The sequence below is a fragment of the Cypionkella sp. genome (genome assembly GCF_036782355.1).
In the GTDB taxonomy this organism is placed as follows: domain Bacteria; phylum Pseudomonadota; class Alphaproteobacteria; order Rhodobacterales; family Rhodobacteraceae; genus Cypionkella.
The window spans coordinates 95409-112947 of the sequence record NZ_DAIPZF010000001.1 but is presented as its reverse complement, the minus strand read 5'-3'; the positions used below and the strand labels follow the sequence as shown (position 1 = coordinate 112947).

General features: G+C 61.1%; 13 protein-coding genes, 2 tRNA genes and 1 pseudogene. 8 read left to right on the top strand and 8 right to left on the bottom strand.

The genetic code is table 11. The features are described from left to right. Window positions 1-232 precede the first annotated feature (232 nt). The 4 genes from leuC to V7Q10_RS00515 all read left to right on the top strand — a co-directional run bounded on the left by leuC (window position 233) and on the right by V7Q10_RS00515 (window position 4499). Window positions 233-1651, top strand: coding sequence for a 3-isopropylmalate dehydratase large subunit (gene leuC / locus V7Q10_RS00530; protein ID WP_333867068.1), 1419 nt, complete (start codon window positions 233-235; stop codon window positions 1649-1651). Between the two features lie 129 nt (window positions 1652-1780). Next, window positions 1781-2386, top strand: a complete 606-nt coding sequence (gene leuD / locus V7Q10_RS00525; protein WP_333867067.1) for a 3-isopropylmalate dehydratase small subunit — start codon at window positions 1781-1783, stop codon at window positions 2384-2386. Between the two features lie 35 nt (window positions 2387-2421). Next, window positions 2422-3483: a hypothetical protein gene (locus V7Q10_RS00520; RefSeq protein ID WP_333867066.1), complete on the top strand. Its 1062-nt coding sequence runs from the start codon at window positions 2422-2424 to the stop codon at window positions 3481-3483. Between the two features lie 35 nt (window positions 3484-3518). Then, window positions 3519-4499 (top strand): endonuclease/exonuclease/phosphatase family protein, encoded by a 981-nt coding sequence (locus V7Q10_RS00515; protein WP_333867065.1) that lies wholly within the window; start codon window positions 3519-3521, stop codon window positions 4497-4499. Here the strand turns inward: V7Q10_RS00515 and V7Q10_RS00510 are convergent. From V7Q10_RS00510 to dapF, 4 genes are all read right to left on the bottom strand, one after another. Next, window positions 4496-5734: a bifunctional folylpolyglutamate synthase/dihydrofolate synthase gene (locus V7Q10_RS00510; protein ID WP_442885798.1), complete on the bottom strand. Its 1239-nt coding sequence runs from the start codon at window positions 5732-5734 to the stop codon at window positions 4496-4498. The genes V7Q10_RS00515 and V7Q10_RS00510 overlap by 4 nt on opposite strands. A gap of 32 nt (window positions 5735-5766) precedes the next feature. Then, a complete protein-coding gene (gene accD, locus V7Q10_RS00505; protein WP_333867063.1) occupies window positions 5767-6675 on the bottom strand; it encodes an acetyl-CoA carboxylase, carboxyltransferase subunit beta in 909 nt (302 codons plus the stop codon). 92 nt (window positions 6676-6767) lie between these two features. Beyond that, entirely contained in the window at window positions 6768-8021 is a 1254-nt protein-coding gene (mtaB, locus tag V7Q10_RS00500; protein WP_333867062.1) for a tRNA (N(6)-L-threonylcarbamoyladenosine(37)-C(2))-methylthiotransferase MtaB, read from the bottom strand. Further along, window positions 8018-8854: a diaminopimelate epimerase gene (gene dapF / locus V7Q10_RS00495; RefSeq protein WP_333867061.1), complete on the bottom strand. Its 837-nt coding sequence runs from the start codon at window positions 8852-8854 to the stop codon at window positions 8018-8020. The genes mtaB and dapF overlap by 4 nt, the downstream gene beginning before the upstream one ends. Window positions 8855-8950: 96 nt before the next feature. On the opposite strand from dapF, the gene V7Q10_RS00490 reads away from it, so the two are divergent. Next, window positions 8951-9026, top strand: a tRNA-Lys gene (locus V7Q10_RS00490). A gap of 49 nt (window positions 9027-9075) precedes the next feature. On the opposite strand, the gene V7Q10_RS00485 is transcribed toward V7Q10_RS00490, so the two are convergent. The 3 genes from V7Q10_RS00485 to V7Q10_RS00475 are packed head-to-tail and all read right to left on the bottom strand — an operon-like array spanning window position 9076 to window position 14397. Then, window positions 9076-12399, bottom strand: a complete 3324-nt coding sequence (locus tag V7Q10_RS00485; protein WP_333867060.1) for an error-prone DNA polymerase — start codon at window positions 12397-12399, stop codon at window positions 9076-9078. Then, window positions 12396-13898, bottom strand: coding sequence for a DUF6504 family protein (locus tag V7Q10_RS00480; RefSeq protein ID WP_333867059.1), 1503 nt, complete (start codon window positions 13896-13898; stop codon window positions 12396-12398). Before V7Q10_RS00480 ends, V7Q10_RS00485 begins: the two co-directional genes overlap by 4 nt. Continuing rightward, on the bottom strand, window positions 13813-14397 hold the full coding sequence (locus V7Q10_RS00475; protein WP_333867058.1) for an ImuA family protein: 585 nt from the start codon (window positions 14395-14397) through the stop codon (window positions 13813-13815). The genes V7Q10_RS00480 and V7Q10_RS00475 overlap by 86 nt, the downstream gene beginning before the upstream one ends. 159 nt (window positions 14398-14556) lie before the next feature. Between V7Q10_RS00475 and leuB the strand changes: the two genes are divergently transcribed. The 3 genes from leuB to V7Q10_RS00460 all read left to right on the top strand — a co-directional run bounded on the left by leuB (window position 14557) and on the right by V7Q10_RS00460 (window position 16965). Next, window positions 14557-15663, top strand: a complete 1107-nt coding sequence (gene leuB, locus V7Q10_RS00470) for a 3-isopropylmalate dehydrogenase (protein ID WP_333867057.1) — start codon at window positions 14557-14559, stop codon at window positions 15661-15663. Window positions 15664-15806: 143 nt separating this feature from the next. Further along, window positions 15807-16814, top strand: a complete 1008-nt coding sequence (locus tag V7Q10_RS00465) for a DMT family transporter (RefSeq protein ID WP_333867056.1) — start codon at window positions 15807-15809, stop codon at window positions 16812-16814. 74 nt (window positions 16815-16888) lie between these two features. Beyond that, window positions 16889-16965 (top strand) — tRNA-Pro (locus V7Q10_RS00460). Window positions 16966-16994: 29 nt separating this feature from the next. Here V7Q10_RS00460 and V7Q10_RS15605 read toward each other — a convergent pair. Continuing rightward, window positions 16995-17386, bottom strand: a pseudogene (locus V7Q10_RS15605) (restriction endonuclease). Window positions 17387-17539: the final 153 nt, after the last annotated feature.

The following is a 17539-nucleotide window of genomic DNA, read 5'->3' as shown; positions in this document are numbered from 1 at the left end:
CTGCATGGCGCAGGCGGCCAGAGCTGGCCGCCGCCCTGCTCTTCTCTTGCTTGCAAGGGGAATTCTGCGTATATCGCTGGCATGAACCGCTTCTTTAACATTGCTGACCATGATCGCCTGCCTTGGCGATTCTACGGAGCAACCCGCGCCATTCTAGCGCAGGGCTAAAGCCGGCATGCGCGCAAAGCGCTTCGATTTCGCATTCCCCCTTTCCAAACCTCGAGGATGAGCCATGACCGCTCGCACGCTTTACGACAAAATCTGGGACGATCACGTTGTGCATGAGGCCGAAGACGGCACCTGCCTTTTGTATATCGACCGCCATCTGGTGCATGAAGTCACCAGCCCACAAGCCTTTGAAGGCCTGCGGATGACGGGGCGCAAAGTGCGCGCACCAGAAAAAACCATTGCCGTGCCTGATCACAACGTGCCCACCACGCTGGACCGCGCCAATGCCGCGACCATGACCGAAGACAGCCGGGTGCAGGTGGCCGCTTTGGACACCAACGCCAAGGATTTTGGCATTCACTACTATCCCGTCTCGGATGTGCGCCAAGGCATCGTGCATATCGTCGGCCCAGAACAGGGCTGGACCCTGCCCGGCATGACCGTGGTCTGCGGCGACAGCCACACCGCCACCCATGGCGCCTTTGGCAGCCTTGCGCATGGCATTGGCACCTCGGAAGTCGAACATGTGCTGGCCACCCAAACGCTGATCCAGCGCAAGGGTAAGAACATGAAGGTCGAAATCACCGGCTCGCTGCGCCCCGGAGTGACGGCAAAAGACATCACCATGGCGGTGATCGGCGAAACCGGCACCGCAGGCGGCACCGGCTATGTGATCGAATATTGCGGCCAAGCCATCCGCGAGCTGTCGATGGAAGGCCGCATGACCGTCTGCAATATGGCGATCGAAGGCGGCGCCCGCGCTGGCCTGATCGCGCCAGACGAGAAAACCTTTGCCTATTGCATGGGCCGCCCGCATGCGCCGAAGGGCGCTGCTTGGGAGGCTGCGGTTTCCTACTGGAAAACCTTGTTCACCGAAGAGGGCGCGCATTTCGATAAGGTCGTCACCCTCAAAGGCGAAGATATCGCGCCCTTGGTCACTTGGGGCACCTCGCCCGAAGATGTGCTGCCGATCACGGCCGTGGTGCCAAACCCTGCCGACTTTAGCGGCGGCAAGGTCGAAGCCGTTCAGCGCGCCTTGGACTATATGGGTCTTATCCCCGGTCAAAAGCTGTCGGAAATCGCGATTGACACCGTCTTCATCGGCTCTTGCACCAATGGCCGGATCGAGGATCTGCGCGCAGCCGCCGCCATCCTGAAGGGCAAGAAGAAAAAAGACGGCATCCGCGCGATGGTCGTGCCCGGCTCGGGCCTCGTGCGCGCGCAGGCCGAAGAAGAGGGTCTGGCGCAGATCTTTATCGACGCTGGTTTCGAATGGCGTCTGGCGGGCTGCTCGATGTGCCTGGCGATGAACCCCGATCAGCTTGCACCGGGTGAACGCTGTGCCGCCACCTCGAACCGCAACTTTGAAGGCCGTCAGGGTCGGGGCGGGCGCACGCATTTGCTTTCCCCCGCCATGGCAGCCGCTGCCGCAATCACCGGTCATCTGACCGACGTGCGCGAGATGATGGCCGAGACGGTTTAATCCCTTGAGTTTTGGGCGGTGGTGCTGCTGCCGCCCAGCCTCTGTAGCTTTGAAAAAACTACGGAAACCCTACGGATACACCAGATCGCTCTTTCAACCGCGCCTTGTGCACACGAATTGGAAACCAAAATGGAAAAATTCAACAAACTGACCGGAATCGCGGCGCCAATGCCCTTGGTCAATATCGACACCGACATGATCATCCCCAAGCAGTTCCTGAAGACCATCAAGCGGTCGGGCCTTGGCGTGAACCTGTTTGACGAGATGCGCTACACCCAAGACGGCGCCGAAATCGCCGATTTTGTGTTGAACCAGCCTGCCTATCGCAGCGCCGAGATCCTGATCGCGGGCGAAAACTTTGGCTGCGGCTCGTCGCGCGAACACGCGCCTTGGGCCCTGCTGGATTTCGGCATTCGCTGCGTGATCAGCACCTCTTTTGCCGATATCTTCTATAATAACTGCTTTAAGAACGGCATTTTGCCGATCGTGATGCCGCAGGAGGTTATCGACACGCTGATGGCCGACGCGCGCAAAGGTGCCAATGCGCGCCAAACCATTGATCTGGTCGAACAGACAGTGACCACCTCGGACGGTCAGGTTTTCCCGTTTGATGTCGACGCCCACCGCAAGCATTGCCTGCTGAACGGGCTGGACGATATCGGCCTGACGCTGGAAAAAGCCGCCTCTATCGATTCATTCGAGCAACGCGCCCAAGCCCAGCGCCCTTGGGCCTAAGCTGTTCACAACACACAATATCTAGGGCCGCCCGCTTGGGCGGCCTTTTTATTAACCAAAGCCTGCTTCAATCCTGCAACACCTTCACCCCAGAATTGCCCCAGTTTGCCGCCAGAGTAACAAGGAAGGTTGTCGAAACGGCTGAAAGTAGGCACAATTTGGGCAAGAATGAGGCAGCCCGCCACAAAGTGCGGGAATTAGGTAGGATCATTGTCGGGCAAAGTACCAGGCAAGATCGGTTAAAGGGTAGCAGGCAGGTGGTTTCGCGACTTACAGGTGCGCTTGTTCGCATGATTTTGGTAATGATGCTGGTCGTCATGCCCTCTGTTTTGTTGGTCGGCGTGACAACGGACACAAAACAAATGGTCTCCTTGGTGGCGCTGTTTCTGGGGCTCCTTACCTTTGTTGAATACAATGCGACCTATCCCAGCCTTGTGGAATTTCGCGATGCACCGCCATTCAACCGAATGCGCTATCTGATGCTGTTTGCGACGATTTTCTTTCTGTCGATGATCGCACGCGGTGCGGCGATTCCCTCATCGCTGACCCAATTTGCCGATGCAATTGGCAGCCTGATCGGCAATGCGATGGATTTTCCTTACAGTCCTGTGCGACTTGCCACGCTGATGATCGCCAATGACGCAACAGCAGACCAGATTGCGGCACTGCGCACGGCGGCGGGGATGTCCTATCTTATCTCTTTAATTTCACTTTCTATTTTCCTGATTCTTCTAAAGGCTGGCCGCTGGCCGCGGCACGACCAGCCCTTCAATGTCTGGATCAATCTGCCAACATTCGACCCAAGCGCGGGAGGCGATGTGGTGGCGCGGCTGACACGCGATGCCCGCATTAACATCGCATTAGGGTTTTTGCTGCCATTCTTAACGCCAGCAGTGGTGAAGATTGGCTCGGCGGGATTGGAACCGCTGGTGCTAACCTCACCACAAACCTTGATCTGGACGATGACAGCATGGGCCTTTCTGCCTGCAAGCCTGTTCATGCGCGGTATCGCGATGGGACGGGTCGCCGATATGATCCGCGAAACGCGCGCCGCTCATCGGTTGGCCGAGGATGGCAAGCGCTTTGCAGTTGCCTGATCTGGCTCTGGGCTTGGGCTGCTCCGGCTGCGCCCTTGCGGCTGGCCACCTATAACGCCGAGCTAACCGCTCAGGGGCCAGGTTTGGCACTGCAAGCGCTGATGCGCGGCAGCGATCCGTCGCAACTGGCCGCAGCACAGGTTTTGACCACGCTGAACGCGGATGTGATCTTGCTGACAGGTATTGATTTTGATCTGCGTGGTCAGACACTTGCCAGTTTTGCGGCCAAAATCACCGGACCACCCTATCCTTATTTGTTGGCGTTGCGGCCAAACACAGGCGTGGCGACCGGTCTGGATCTGGACGGCAATGGCCGCTTTGGCGAGCCGCGCGATGCAATGGCTTATGGGCGTTTTGCGGGTCAGGCGGGCATGGCAGTGTTGTCGCGCCTGCCGATTGACACCGCACAGATACGCGATTTCAGCGGTTTTTTGTGGCAGGATCTGCCGCACAATCTGGCCCCTGTCGGCACGCCGGCTATGCAACGGCTGTCAACTTCGGGGCATTACGAGGTACCGATCATCCTGCCAGATGGCCACCGATTGCGGCTTTTGGCCTATTATGCGACGCCGCCGGTGTTTGATGGCCCCGAAGACCGCAATGGTCGGCGCAATCATGACGAGACCGCCTTTTGGCTGCGGCTGCTGACCGGACAGCTACCAATTCCGCCGCCAGAACCGCCCTTTGCGCTGCTTGGACAAAGCAATCTGGACCCTGTCGATGGTGAAGGCCTGCCCGATGCCATGCAAGCACTGCTGCGCTTGCCGCTCCTGCAAGACCCAGAGCCGCGCGGCCAGAACGCAAGCCCAGACATGGGGCATCTTGGCGATTCTGCTTTGGACACAGCACTTTATCCAAATACCGGAGGCCTGCGCGTCGAGGTGGTTTTGCCCTCGCGCGAACTGACCGTCACAGCCGCAGGCGTGATGCGCCCGCTGCCCGATGATCCTTTCGCCGCGGTTCTGACGCAAGCTTCGCGGCATTGGCCGGTCTGGGTTGACCTTATGCTGCCCTAGCCGTTTTCGCGCAGCACCCCACCGGCCAGATAAAGCGAGCCGCAGATCAACACCCGCGCAGTCGGGCAATCGGCAACAATCTGCGTCAAGGCCGCGGCCACCGAAGCCGCCGTCACGGCCTTGATCCCAACCGCCGTCGCGGCCTCGCAGGTCGCTTCAGCGGGGAGGGTATTTTTCTCACCGGGGATCGAGACCGCGTGCAACCGCGTCACATGCGGCGCAAGCGGGTGCATATAGCCGCGCACATCCTTGGTGTTCAGCATGCCGCAGATCAGATGGGTTTCACGCGCAGGCATCCGCGCCAGAGTGTCCGCCACGGCCGCGCCACCTGCCGGATTATGGCCGCCGTCCAGCCAAAGCTCGACCTCGGGGGCGGCCTCGACCAAGGGGCCAAAGCGCAGCCGCTGCATCCGGGCCGGCCAAAAAGCGCTGGTCACTGCCGCCTCGCAAGCCGCCTGATCTTTGCCCAGCGCCCGCAGTGCCGCAATCGCAGCACCTGCGTTAAAGATCTGAAACGGGCCGGGCAGATTGGGCAGTGGCAGATCCAGCAACCCGTTTTCGTCTTGATAAATCAGCCGACCGCGTTCTTCCGATACCGACCATTGCTGCCCGTAAGCCAGCACAGGCGCACCAAGGCGCAGGGCGCGGGCTTCGATCACATCCATGCCTTCGGGTTCTTGTGGACCGACAACCACGGGAACCAAACGCTTGATAATTCCGGCTTTTTCGCCCGCAATTTCTGGTAGCGTGTCGCCCAGATACTGCTGATGGTCAATCGAGACCGGCGTAATCACTGTCAGAATCGGATGATCGACAACATTGGTCGCATCCAGCCGCCCGCCAAGCCCAACTTCAAGCAGGGTGTAATCCGCCTTTACCCGCGCAAAGGCCAGAAAGGCGGCGCAGGTGGTGATCTCGAAAAAGGTGATCTCATCTGGCCCATTGGCCTTGACGCATTCATCCAGCAGCGCCGTCAGCGCCTCTTCAGAAATCAGCTCGCCCGCAAGCCGAATGCGTTCGTGAAACCGCGCCAGATGCGGCGAGGTATAGGCATGCACCAGCGACCCGCCAGCCTCTAGCCCCGCGCGGATCATCGCCTGAGTGCTGCCTTTGCCATTGGTGCCGGCAATATGGATCACCGGCGGCAAGGCCCGCTCGGGGTGGCCCAAGGCTGCCAAAAGGCGTTCGACCCGCTGCATCGTCAGATCAATTATCTTCGGATGCAGCGTCATCATCCGTTCAAGAACGGCATCCGACCCAAGGGCTGTCACGCAGGCTCTCCTGAGGTCAGCTCGCCGGGTGCGGGCAATTCACCGGCCACAGCAGGCGGCATCCGGGTCAGCAGACGCAGAATGGTGATCAGCTCGCCGCGCAGCTCTTTGCGGTGGGTGACGCGGTCCAACATGCCGTGATCCAACAGATATTCGGCGCGCTGAAAGCCTTCGGGCAGCTTTTCGCGGATGGTTTGTTCGATCACCCGCGCGCCTGCAAAGCCGATCAGCGCATTGGGTTCAGCAATCTGCACATCGCCCAGCATCGCATAAGAGGCCGTCACGCCGCCTGTGGTCGGATGGGTCAGCACCACGATATAGGGCAGGCCCGCTTCTTTCAGCATTTGCACCGCCACCGTGGTGCGCGGCATCTGCATCAGGCCAAGAATGCCTTCTTGCATGCGAGCGCCACCGGCAGCCGAGAACAGCACAAAGGGGCGTTTCAGCTCGATCGCGCGCTGCGCCCCTGCGATGATCGCATTGCCGACATACATCGACATCGACCCGCCCATAAAGGCAAAGTCTTGCGCCGCGACGACAACCGGCGTGCGGCCAATCTCGCCTTCGGCCAGCAACATCGCATCCCGCTCGCCCGTTACTTTTTGCGCGGCCTTCAGACGGTCAGGGTATTTCTTTTGATCGCGAAAATGCAGCGGGTCTGCGACAGGTTCCGGCACTTTGATTTCAACAAAAATGCCACCATCAAACAGGCCGGTGAAACGGTCGCGCGGCGTGATCGCCATATGGTGATCGCAATTGGTGCAAACGTTCAGATTGCCCGCCAGTTCCCGGTGAAACAGCATGGTGCCGCATTCCGTGCATTTGGTCCAAAGATTTTCAGGCACTTCTCGGCGCGAGAAGAGCGAGTTGATCGTTGGGCGCACGTAGTTGGTAATCCAGTTCATCACTTACTCTGCGGTAGCTGCTGTCATCTCTGAGATAGTCTGAGGGCCGAAGAAATGCAATCCGCCGCAACATCGGGCGGGCTGGCGGCGGCTCACACCAAAAGCCGCCCAGCCTCGGCACCTTGGATCACCGCTGTCACAATCTGGCCTTCGGCTTGGTCGGTGCCAAAGCGCACTTCGGTGAACTGCTCGGTCCGGCCCATACGCGCACTTTCCAGCAAGATCCGGTGCGAAACGCCTTGTTGCGCCGACAAATGCCGCAGCAAGGCCGCATCGCCCGCCGCCCGCAGCCGTGCTGCGCGGTCTTTGATCAGCGGGCCTTTTACCTGCGGCATCCGCGCGGCAGGGGTGCCTTTGCGCGGGCTGAAGGGAAACACATGCAGAAAGGTCAGATCGCAATCTTCGACCAGCTTCAGGCTTTGGGCGAACATCTCTTCGGTTTCGGTGGGGAATCCGGCGATGATATCGGCGCCAAAGACCATATCAGGGCGCAGACGCCGGGCCTCTTGGCAAAAGCGGATGGCGTCGTCGCGCAGATGCCGCCGCTTCATCCGTTTCAGAATCATATCGTCGCCCGCCTGCAACGACAGGTGCAGATGCGGCATCAGACGCGGTTCGGTGGCAATCGCGCCCATAAGCGCCTCGTCTGCCTCGATGCTGTCGATCGACGAAATCCGCAGCCGCGCCAGATCGGGCACCAGCCGCAGGATCCGCATCACCAGATCGCCAAGCCGCGGGCAGGCGGGCAGATCCGCGCCCCAAGAGGTGAGATCGACGCCGGTCAGCACCACCTCGTGAAAGCCTTTGTCGACAAGCCGCTTGATCTGCTCGACCACCACGCCCGCAGGAACCGAGCGCGAATTGCCGCGACCAAAGGGGATGATGCAAAAGGTGCAGCGGTGATCGCAGCCGTTTTGCACCTGCACATAGGCGCGGTGGCGGCCGAAGCCGTCGATCAGATGGCCAGCGGTTTCGCGCACCGACATGATGTCATCGACCTGCACCTTTTCGGTGGCCCCAATCAGATCGGGCACGCGCAGGGCGTTCCAGGTTTCAGCCTGCATCTTTTCGGTATTGCCGATCACCTTGGTCACCTCGGCCATAGCGGCAAAGGTTTCGGGTTCGGTTTGCGCGGCACAGCCCGTCACGATGATCTGCGCGCCGGGGTTTTCGCGGGCCAGTTTGCGAATTTCCTGCTTGGCCTTGCGCACGGCCTCGGCGGTCACGGCGCAAGTGTTGACCACCACCGCCCCCTGCACACCAGCGGCGGCGGCAAGTTCCTTCATCGCCTCGGTTTCATAGGCGTTCAGGCGGCAGCCAAGGGTGGCAAAAATTGGCGCGGTCATAGCGCGGCCAGAAAGGCAGAGGTCAGCACGCCGTCAAACACATAGGCCACAGGGCCGGTCAGCCAGACGCCATCCTCGCGCCAATCAACCTCGAGCACGCCGCCATCGACATCGACGATCACCCGCCGCCCTGTCAGGCCGCGCAGATGGGCTGCAACCACAGTGGCACAGGTGCCAGAGCCGCAAGCAAGCGTCACGCCTGCGCCGCGCTCCCAAACCCGCATGCGCAGATGGTCAGGGCCGATCAGGCTGGCAAATTCAACATTGGTGCGTTCGGGATAAAGCGGGTCATGTTCGACCATGGGGCCAAGATGCGCCAGATCTACGGCTTCGGCATCGGGCACAAAGAACACCGCATGCGGGTTGCCCATGCCAATCGCCACCGGATCGCCTGCAAGCGGCAGATGCAGGGTGTCGACCGCGCGTGCCAGCGGCACCTCGTGCCAATCGCGCTGCGGCGGCCCCATATTCACCGAAACCCGACCATCGGCCAGGCGCAGCGCCTGCAGATCGCCGCGCGCGGTCACCAAAGATACTTGCTCGCGCCCCAAGCCCTTCATCACGAAATCGCAGACGCAGCGGGTGGCATTGCCGCAAGCCCCCGCCCGGCTGCCATCGCTGTTCCAGAAGTCCAAAGCAAAGTCGCCACGCTGCGAATCCCGAATCTCGGCAAGCTGATCAAAGCCCACACCGCGGTTTCGGTCGCCCAAAGCGCGGGCCAGCGCCTGTGTCACCACCGAATCTCGTCCACGCGAGTCGATGATGATAAAATCATTTCCAGCTCCATGCATCTTCATGAAGCCAATAGGGCTTGGGTTTGCTGCGTTTTCCATGCCGCGCGTATAGCCCCCATGAAAGGTTTTTGCCAGAGCTTCGCGTTTTGCCCCTTGACCCCCCCGACCGAAGTTCATAATCAGCGCCTCAGTTGTGGGCCGGTAGCTCAGTTGGTAGAGCAGCTGACTTTTAATCAGCGGGTCACAGGTTCGAATCCCGTCCGGCTCACCACAACTGCATTTGCGAACGCAAAAGCCCCCTCACGGGGGCTTTTTGCATTTCAGTGGAAATCTCTGCTGGGAAACAAGCGCTTGGCCTGATCGCGCGGATGATAGGCGCGGGGCGGATAGCGTGGCGGGCGCGGCGCGTCATCGGCCTGTGGCTGGGTGATGCCAACGGCCTCTTGCATCGGATGCCCCAGTTCGGACAAACGCTGCGACAGATCCTCGATCTGATCGGCGATCAGATGCACCACGATGCCTTGGCGTTCGAGCCGCCCCGAGATGCGCAGCAACCGCCCCCCCATCACACTGCGGCGAAACCGCTCGTAGACCCGCGGCCACACCACCACATTGCTGACACCGGTTTCATCTTCCAGCGTCAAAAAGATCACCCCCGACGCCGTGCCCGGTCTTTGCCGCGTGATCACCAGCCCGCAGACCGAAACAAAGCGCGGCGGGCCATTGGTCAATTCCGAATGCGGGGTCAGGCCCTGGATGCCGGCACGCAGCAGTTCCATCGGATGCGCGCGCAGGCTAAGCCGCATCGAGACATAGTCCTCGACCACCTGTTCGCCCAAATGCATCTGCGGCAAGATCACCTCGGGTTCCACAATGCCCTCGCCGTCCAGCGGATTGGCAAACAGCGGCAAGGGCGCTGGCGTGCGGATCGCGCGCACCGCCCAAAGCGCATCGCGCCGCGTCAGCCCCATATCGGCAAAGGCATCGGCCTCGGCCAGCCGTTCCAACACGCTGGGCGCCAGCCCTGCCCGCAGCCACAGGCTTTCGGGGTCAGGATAGCCATTGCCCCGCGCCGCCACGATCCAGCCCGCATCTTCGGCGCGAAAGCCCTTGATCTGGCGAAACCCCAGCCGAATCGCCAAGCTGCCATCGCCGCGACGTTCCAGATGATTGTCCCAAGCCGAGTTGTTCACGCAGATCGGCCGCACCTCGACCTGATGTTCGCGCGCATCGCGCACGATTTGCGCCGGTGCATAAAACCCCATCGGCTGCGAATTCAGCAAAGCACAGGCAAAGATCGCCGGATGATGGCATTTCAGCCAAGATGAGACATAGGTCAGCATCGCAAAGGCCGCTGCATGGCTTTCGGGAAAGCCGTATTCGGCAAAGCCTTCGATCTGGGCAAAGCAGCGGGCGGCAAAATCGGGGGTATAGCCGTTGGTCAACATGCCTTGGATGAACTGATCGCGAAAGCCGCCAATGGTGCCAAGCTTGCGAAAGCTGGCAAGCGAGCGGCGCAGACGATCGGCCTCTTCGGCGGTAAAGCCTGCCGCGACTACGGCGATCTGCATCGCCTGTTCTTGAAACAAGGGCACCCCAAGCGTCTTGCCCAGCACGCCTTCCAGCGCCTTTGACGGAAAGCTGACCTTTTCCAAGCCCTGACGGCGCTTGATATAGGGCGGCACCATCCCGCCCTGAATCGGGCCGGGGCGGACGATGGCGACCTCGATCACCAGATCATAAAAGGTGCGCGGCAGCATGCGCGGCAGAAAGTTCATCTGTGCACGGCTTTCGACCTGAAACACCCCCACCGCATCGGCCACACAGAGCATGTCATAGGTGGCAGGGTCTTCTTGGGGAATGCTGTCCAAGGTCGGGCGGTGGCCGTGGTGCTGCTGCATCAGATCAAAGGCCTTGCGCAGACAGGTCAGCATGCCAAGGCTTAGGATATCGACCTTCAGAATGCCCAAAGTGTCGATATCGTCCTTATCCCATTCGATCACGGTGCGGTCTTCCATCGCGGCGTTTTCAATCGGGCAAAGCGCGTCCAGCCGGCCTTTGGTGATGATGAAACCGCCGACATGCTGGCTTAGGTGGCGCGGAAAGCCGATGATCTCGCCGATCAGCTGGATCGTTTGCATCAGGCGGCGGTTGCGCAGATCAAGCCCCAGCTCGGCAATGCGGGCGGGGTCGACCTGCTTGCCCGACATCCCCCAGATTTGCCCAGAAAGCCCCGCCGTCACATCCTGACTTAGGCCCATGACCTTGCCCACCTCGCGAATCGCCGCGCGGGTGCGAAAATGGATCACGGTGGCGCAAAGGCCCGCACGGTCGCGGCCATATTTTTCATAGATCCACTGGATCACCTCTTCGCGGCGCTCGTGTTCGAAATCGACGTCAATATCGGGCGGCTCGCCGCGATATTTCGAGATAAAGCGTTCAAACACCATGCCGATCTGATCGGGCGAGACATCGGTGATGCCCAGCGCCCAGCAAATGATCGAATTCGCCGCCGAGCCGCGGCCTTGGCACAAAATCCCGATGCCGCGGGCATACTGCACGATGTCATGCACGGTCAGGAAATAGGCGGCAAAGCCCAGCTCGCCGACCATGCGCAGTTCTTTGTCGGCAAGCTGGGCATAGCGGTCTGGGATGCCCTTTGGGCAGCGGCGCTGCAAGCCTTCGCGCGTAAGCTGTTCCAGCCGCGCCTGTGGCGGTGCCTGCCGCGAGACCTCGTCTGGGTATTCATAGCTCAGCTCGCTTAGGCAAAAGCTGCAGCGCGCGGCGATGTCCAGCGTGCGGCGCAGCGCGGCCGGATGGTTGCGCAGCAGCCGCGCCATATCGGCCGCCCCTTTCAGCCGCCGTTCGGCATTGGGCAGCGCCCGCGTGCCGATCTGGTCAATGGTGCAGCCCATCCGCATGCAGATCAGCACATCCGCCAATTGCCGCCGCTGGGCGCGGTGCATCAGCACATCGCCCACCGCCACCATCGGCGCAGAAGCGCGCAACGACAGATCAGCGCAGGTCTGAAACCAAGCCTGATCAGACCCGTCATAGCGCGGCGCAGCCCCCAGAAACACAAAGCCCGGATAGGCGCGCTGCATCGCCTGAAGGCTGGGCAAGGCCGTTGCAGGGTCGCAGGCCAAGGCAATCAGGATCATGCCGCGACAGCCCACCAGCAGATCGGCGCGCAGCAGATGGCATTCGCCCTTTGGCGCGCGGCGTTTGCCCAAGGTCAGCAGCTGCGACAGGCGTTCATAGGCGGCGCGGTCGGTGGGCAGGGCCAGCCATTCCACCGCGCAATCTTGCAGCACCAACCGCGCCCCAACGATCAGCCGGGGCAGCTTGGCCATGGGGGCGACCGCAATATTCTGCGGCGCGCCAACTTCCGTGCGCGAGGTGGGGTCGATCTGCGATTGCGACCGGATCGGCAGGCCCTTTTCGCGTACCCGCCGCAGCTCTTTCAGCGCCGCATAGGCGCGCACCACCCCCGCCAGCGAATTGCGGTCGGTGATGGCAATCGCCTCTAGCCCCAGTTCCGCCGCCCGCGCCACCAGCTCTTCGGGGTGCGACGCCCCGGTCAGAAAGGTGAAATTCGAGGTGACGCAAAGCTCGGCATAGCCATAAGACGGCGCTTGGGTCATGCAAATTCCCCCTGCACGCACCAATTGGGGTTTTGCGGCGTGTAAAACAGCCAAAGCCGCCGCCCCTCGTGGGTTTCCACCCGCCAATAGTCGCGCAGACCGTGACGCCAGTTTTCATCATCCAACCACCATTCCGGCGCGATGCGTTCCGGTCCTGTGGCGCGCGCCGTGGTCAGCGCCATCCGCCGCCAGCGAAAAGCGCGCGGCGGCTGCGGGCCTTTGGCCTGAATTGGTTCGGGCGCAAACAGCACCAAGGGCCGTGGGCGCAGCGCAACCCAGCCAGCCTCGGGGGCGCAATAGGCCGCAGGTGCGATCAGAAAGGCGCGTTCGGGAATATGACTGTCGGCGGGCAAAAACCGCTGCACATTCTCAAGCCCGATGCGGGTGCCGATGCGGGTGATCAGATCTTCCAAGCCATCCTTGCGCGGGGGCGCAACATGGCCTGCGCGCAGATGCAGGCTGATGCTGCTTTGCTCGGCGGCCAAGGCTTCGACCTGCACCGCCTCAAGCCGCAGCTGATCAATGCCAAAGCCTGCATCGACCGACTCGATCCCGCGGGCAAACAGCGGCAGAATGCGGGCAGGGTCGCGCATGGGCCCGGCCAGCCGCAGATCGACCTGCTGATTGGCCTGATCCACCCGCCGCAGCGTCAGCTGCAACACCCGCGCGCCCATTGCTTGCGCCTTCAGCTTGGCACAAAGCTGATCCAGCAGCCGCGCCGTGCCCGCCATCACATCAGCGGCAAGGCCGATCGGTTCGGGCAGGGTCAGCCGCACGCCGTAATGCGGCGGCTCTTGCTGGGGCGAGATTTGCTCGGGCTGCGCGCCCAAGGCCTGATCCAGCCGCAGCATCAGTTCAGGCCCAAAGCGCCGCGCCAAGGGCGCACGCGCCGCTGCCGCCAGATCGGCAATATGGCGCAGGCCCAGCCGTTGCAGGCCAACCACCAGCCCCGGATCCAGCCGCAGCGCCGCAACCGGCAGCCCGCCAATCGCCGCAAGCCCGGCCCCTGCCTGCGCCACCCCTTCGCCATGCCGCGCCAGCGCCCAAGCCGCCCCTCGGGTGTCGGCAAGGCCGATCTGCACCGCAAGGCCCGCCCGCGCCAAACGCGCCCGCATATCGGCCAGCAGATCCGCCTCGCCGCCCAAAAGATGCGCCGATCCGGTGATATCCAGCACCAGCCCATCGCCAGCCTCGACCCCGACCCAAGGGCAATAGCGCGTGGCCCAGCGCCGCAGCATCGCCAGAAACCGCGCATCCGCAGGGGGGTCTGCGGGCTGGCTGATCAGATCAGGGCAAAGCGCATGCGCATCGGTAAAGGACATCCCCGGATGCAGCCCCAACCGCCGCGCGCGCAGATTGACGCAATAAAGCCTGTCGGTATTGGCCTGTCGCTGGGTCAGCGCAAAGGCGGCGTCAAGCGGGCGCAGGCGCAGAACACGGTCGCTTGGCAACCGTGGAAACCACATCGAGACGATGCGCCGCTGCATCCCACCGAACATTCCAAGCCCCTATTGTTCCCTCTTTGTTCTTAATAATTTGCCACCGCATCAGAGTCGAGTCCGCATTCGCCCCCAGCAGCGGCACGGCCTGCCAACGGCTTTGCGTGGCATTGCTGCCCATGCCTTCGGGGATCAGGCACAGCCCCGTGGCGCGGCCCTTTTCGGCGGCAAGCTGCAAACGCCGCCCCTCACGCAGATCCAGCGGCCGGGTCAGCGACAGCACCACAAAGCCGATACAGCCATCGCGCAGCGCCTCTTCGGCCACGGCCAAAACCTCGGTCTGATCCTTGGTCTGGGCGATCAGCAACCGCGAGGGGTCAAAGAACGCAGCCAACCCCAGCGGGTTGATCCGCTCGGCCCGCCAGCCTTCGGTGATCCACAACAGATCACCGCGCGCCTGCGCACAGGCCACGGCGGCAAAGCCAAAGGCCGCAGCGCCAAAGACCTCGTGGACACGCCCGCGCCGGAGCGGAAAGCAGTGATTCAGATCGCTGATCATACCGCAGTTTACACCGGCTTGCGGCAAAAGAAATCACCTTTTGTTCTCATTTTCCCCGCAGAACCCACCGCTTTTGCCAAAGCGAGGGCCGTCGCGCGGCTTGACCCTTGGCCCGGCATTGGCTAGGCCACGTGCAACCCTTTAAACGTGGAGCCGACAATGGCAAATCCTTCCCTTCTTATCCTCGCTGGCGACGGCATCGGCCCCGAAGTCATGGCCGAAGTCAAAAAGATCATCACTTGGTTTGACACCAAGCGCGGCGTCACATTTGACGTCTCGGAAGGTTTGGTCGGCGGCTGTTCCTATGACGCCCACGGCACGCCGCTGACCGACGAGACCATGGCGCAGGCCCAAGCCGTTGACGCGGTTCTGTTGGGTGCTGTTGGCGGTCCGAAATACGATGTGCTGGATTTCTCGGTGAAACCAGAGCGCGGCCTGCTGCGCCTGCGCAAGGAAATGGATCTGTTTTCCAACCTGCGCCCTGCACAATGCTTTGACGCGCTGGCGGATTTCTCGTCGTTGAAAAAAGACGTAGTTGCCGGTCTGGACATCGTCATCGTGCGCGAGCTGACCTCGGGCATCTATTTCGGCGAGCCGCGCGGCATTTTCACCGAAGGCAACGAGCGCGTCGGCGTCAACACCCAGCGCTATACGGAAAGCGAAATTGCCCGCGTCGCGCGTTCGGCCTTCGAGCTGGCACGCAAGCGCGGCAACAAGGTCTGCTCGATGGAGAAGGCCAATGTGATGGAATCGGGCATCCTGTGGCGCGAAGTCGTGCAGGAAATCCACGACAAAGAATATCCTGACGTGGCGCTGTCGCATATGTATGCCGACGCAGGCGCGATGCAGCTGTGCCGCTGGCCAAAGCAGTTTGACGTGATCGTCACCGACAACCTGTTTGGCGATTTGCTGTCGGATATGGCGGCGATGCTGACCGGATCGTTGGGCATGTTGCCTTCGGCCTCGCTTGGTCTGCCAATGGCCAATGGCCGCCCAAAGGCGCTGTACGAGCCCGTGCACGGTTCGGCCCCCGACATCGCGGGACAAGGCAAGGCCAACCCGATCGCCTGCGTTTTGTCCTTTGCCATGGCGCTGCGCTATTCGTTCAGCCTGCTGGACGAGGCCACCCGCGTTGAAAAGGCCGTTGAAAAAGTGCTGGCAGACGGTGTGCGCACTGCCGATCTGATGGGCCCCGAAGGCGGCACCCCGGTTTCGACCAGCCAGATGGGCGACGCGATTATCGCCGCCTTGGACGCAAGCCTGTAACGCCAAAAAATCGTCGAAAACCAGCGCCATTTAGGGCCTGGTTTTCGGCCAAGCCTTTGCGGTTTTGGCAAAGCGCCTCTTGATCTTTGCCCAGCATTGCAAGAGGTGTGGGGCGTCTCCTCTCAGCCCAAGCGGATCCTCCTATGCAAGTTGTCCAATCAAACCTGCGCGGCGCGTTGTTTTCGCTGGCGGCCTTTGCCGTCTATGCCAGCAATGACACTTTGGTCAAATTTCTGGGGGCAAGCTATAGCCCGTTTCTGCTGATCTTTTTCACCGGGCTTTTGGGCTTTCCCTTGGTGACGATCATGCTGATGAGCGACAACAGCGACGGCAACCTGATCCCGAAACATCCCTATTGGACCGCGCTGCGCACCTTGGCGGCGGTGCTGAACGGTATCACCGGATTTTACGCCTTTTCCGTGCTGCCCTTGGCGCAATGCTATGCGATTATCTTTGCCATGCCGATCCTGATCACGCTTTTGGCGATTCCGATCCTTGGCGAGAAAATCGGCATCCATCGCGGGCTTGCTATTCTGGTCGGTTTGATCGGGGTGATGATCGTGCTGCGGCCGGGGCAAGTGCCCTTGGGGCTGGGGCATCTTTCGGCGCTGGCGGCGGCTTTCCTTGGGGCGACAACTTCGGTGATCGTGCGCAAGATCGGCCACGCCGAACGTTCGATCGTGCTAATGATCTACCCGATGGTGGCGAACTTTGTGGTGATGGCCGTGGCGCTGCCCTTTGTCTATGTGCCTATTCCGATTGAGCATTTTGGCTTGATGGCGACGATGTCCTTGCTGGGGCTGGTGGCTGGTCTTTTCATGATCGCGGCCTATCGCCATGCGCCTGCGATCATCGTGGCCCCCATGCAATATTCGCAAATGATCTGGGCGATCCTGTTTGGCGCGCTGTTCTTCAACGAAAGCATTGATCAATGGACCGCCGTCGGCGCCGCCGTGATCACCCTTGCAGGCGTCTACATCGTGCTGCGCGAAGACCGCCCCGGCCTGTCGAAAAACCGCCCCGTTCTGGAAACCCGCTCGCGCTATGACGGCGGCACCACGCCGCGGATCAGCACCTGGATGCGGCTGTTCGACCGCAAACGCATGCGCGCCAAGGTCGAAGGTCTGGCAGGCAAAGACGGCGACGCCTGAGGCAAAAATTGCCCCAAGGCGCCGCAGCCGCCTCTTGAAATCAAAATCCCAAAGTTTTAACCCTTGGCCATGGCCGGAGCGTAGCGCAGTCTGGTAGCGCACCTGCTTCGGGAGCAGGGGGTCGGAGGTTCGAATCCTCTCGCTCCGACCAATATTTTCTCTAACAAAGGTTCATCAGTGTCACTCGTCAGAGAAAAAATCTTCGTCAAGCCGCTTGAAGAAAATCGTCCGATTTAGCCGGACTCCAACGTCATGTTCGACCATTAAGTCAGACAGACGAGCGCTATCGACGAGAATGACGCGTTGTGGTAAATGTTTAACGTATTCAATCGCATGACTGCTAAAACTCGAGGTTTTCACAAAGACGCTTTGGTCGCGCCAAGCCCGACCAAACTGCCCACAAACCCCGGCACCTCAGGTCGCCCTACACTCACATGGGCGGCATAGCGTTTTGCCTGCACATAGATGCGATCGAGCCCCAATCGGTCTTCATCAATGACGCCATCCACGCCACCGTCACCGCTTTTCCCCAGTTTTAGCGCAGCTTGCTCGTGGGTGCCCCCGTAGCCCATTGCCAATAGCAAATCGACGATGACCTTTTCGAAAAATGACGGGGTCTGACTGTGGATGCGCTGGAGCAACTCAGCTTTAAGCGCGGCATGCATAAGCCCATGGGCTGCATCGATCTGTTCCTCTGGCGTCGAGTCGGAGGCTGCGGCGGCAAT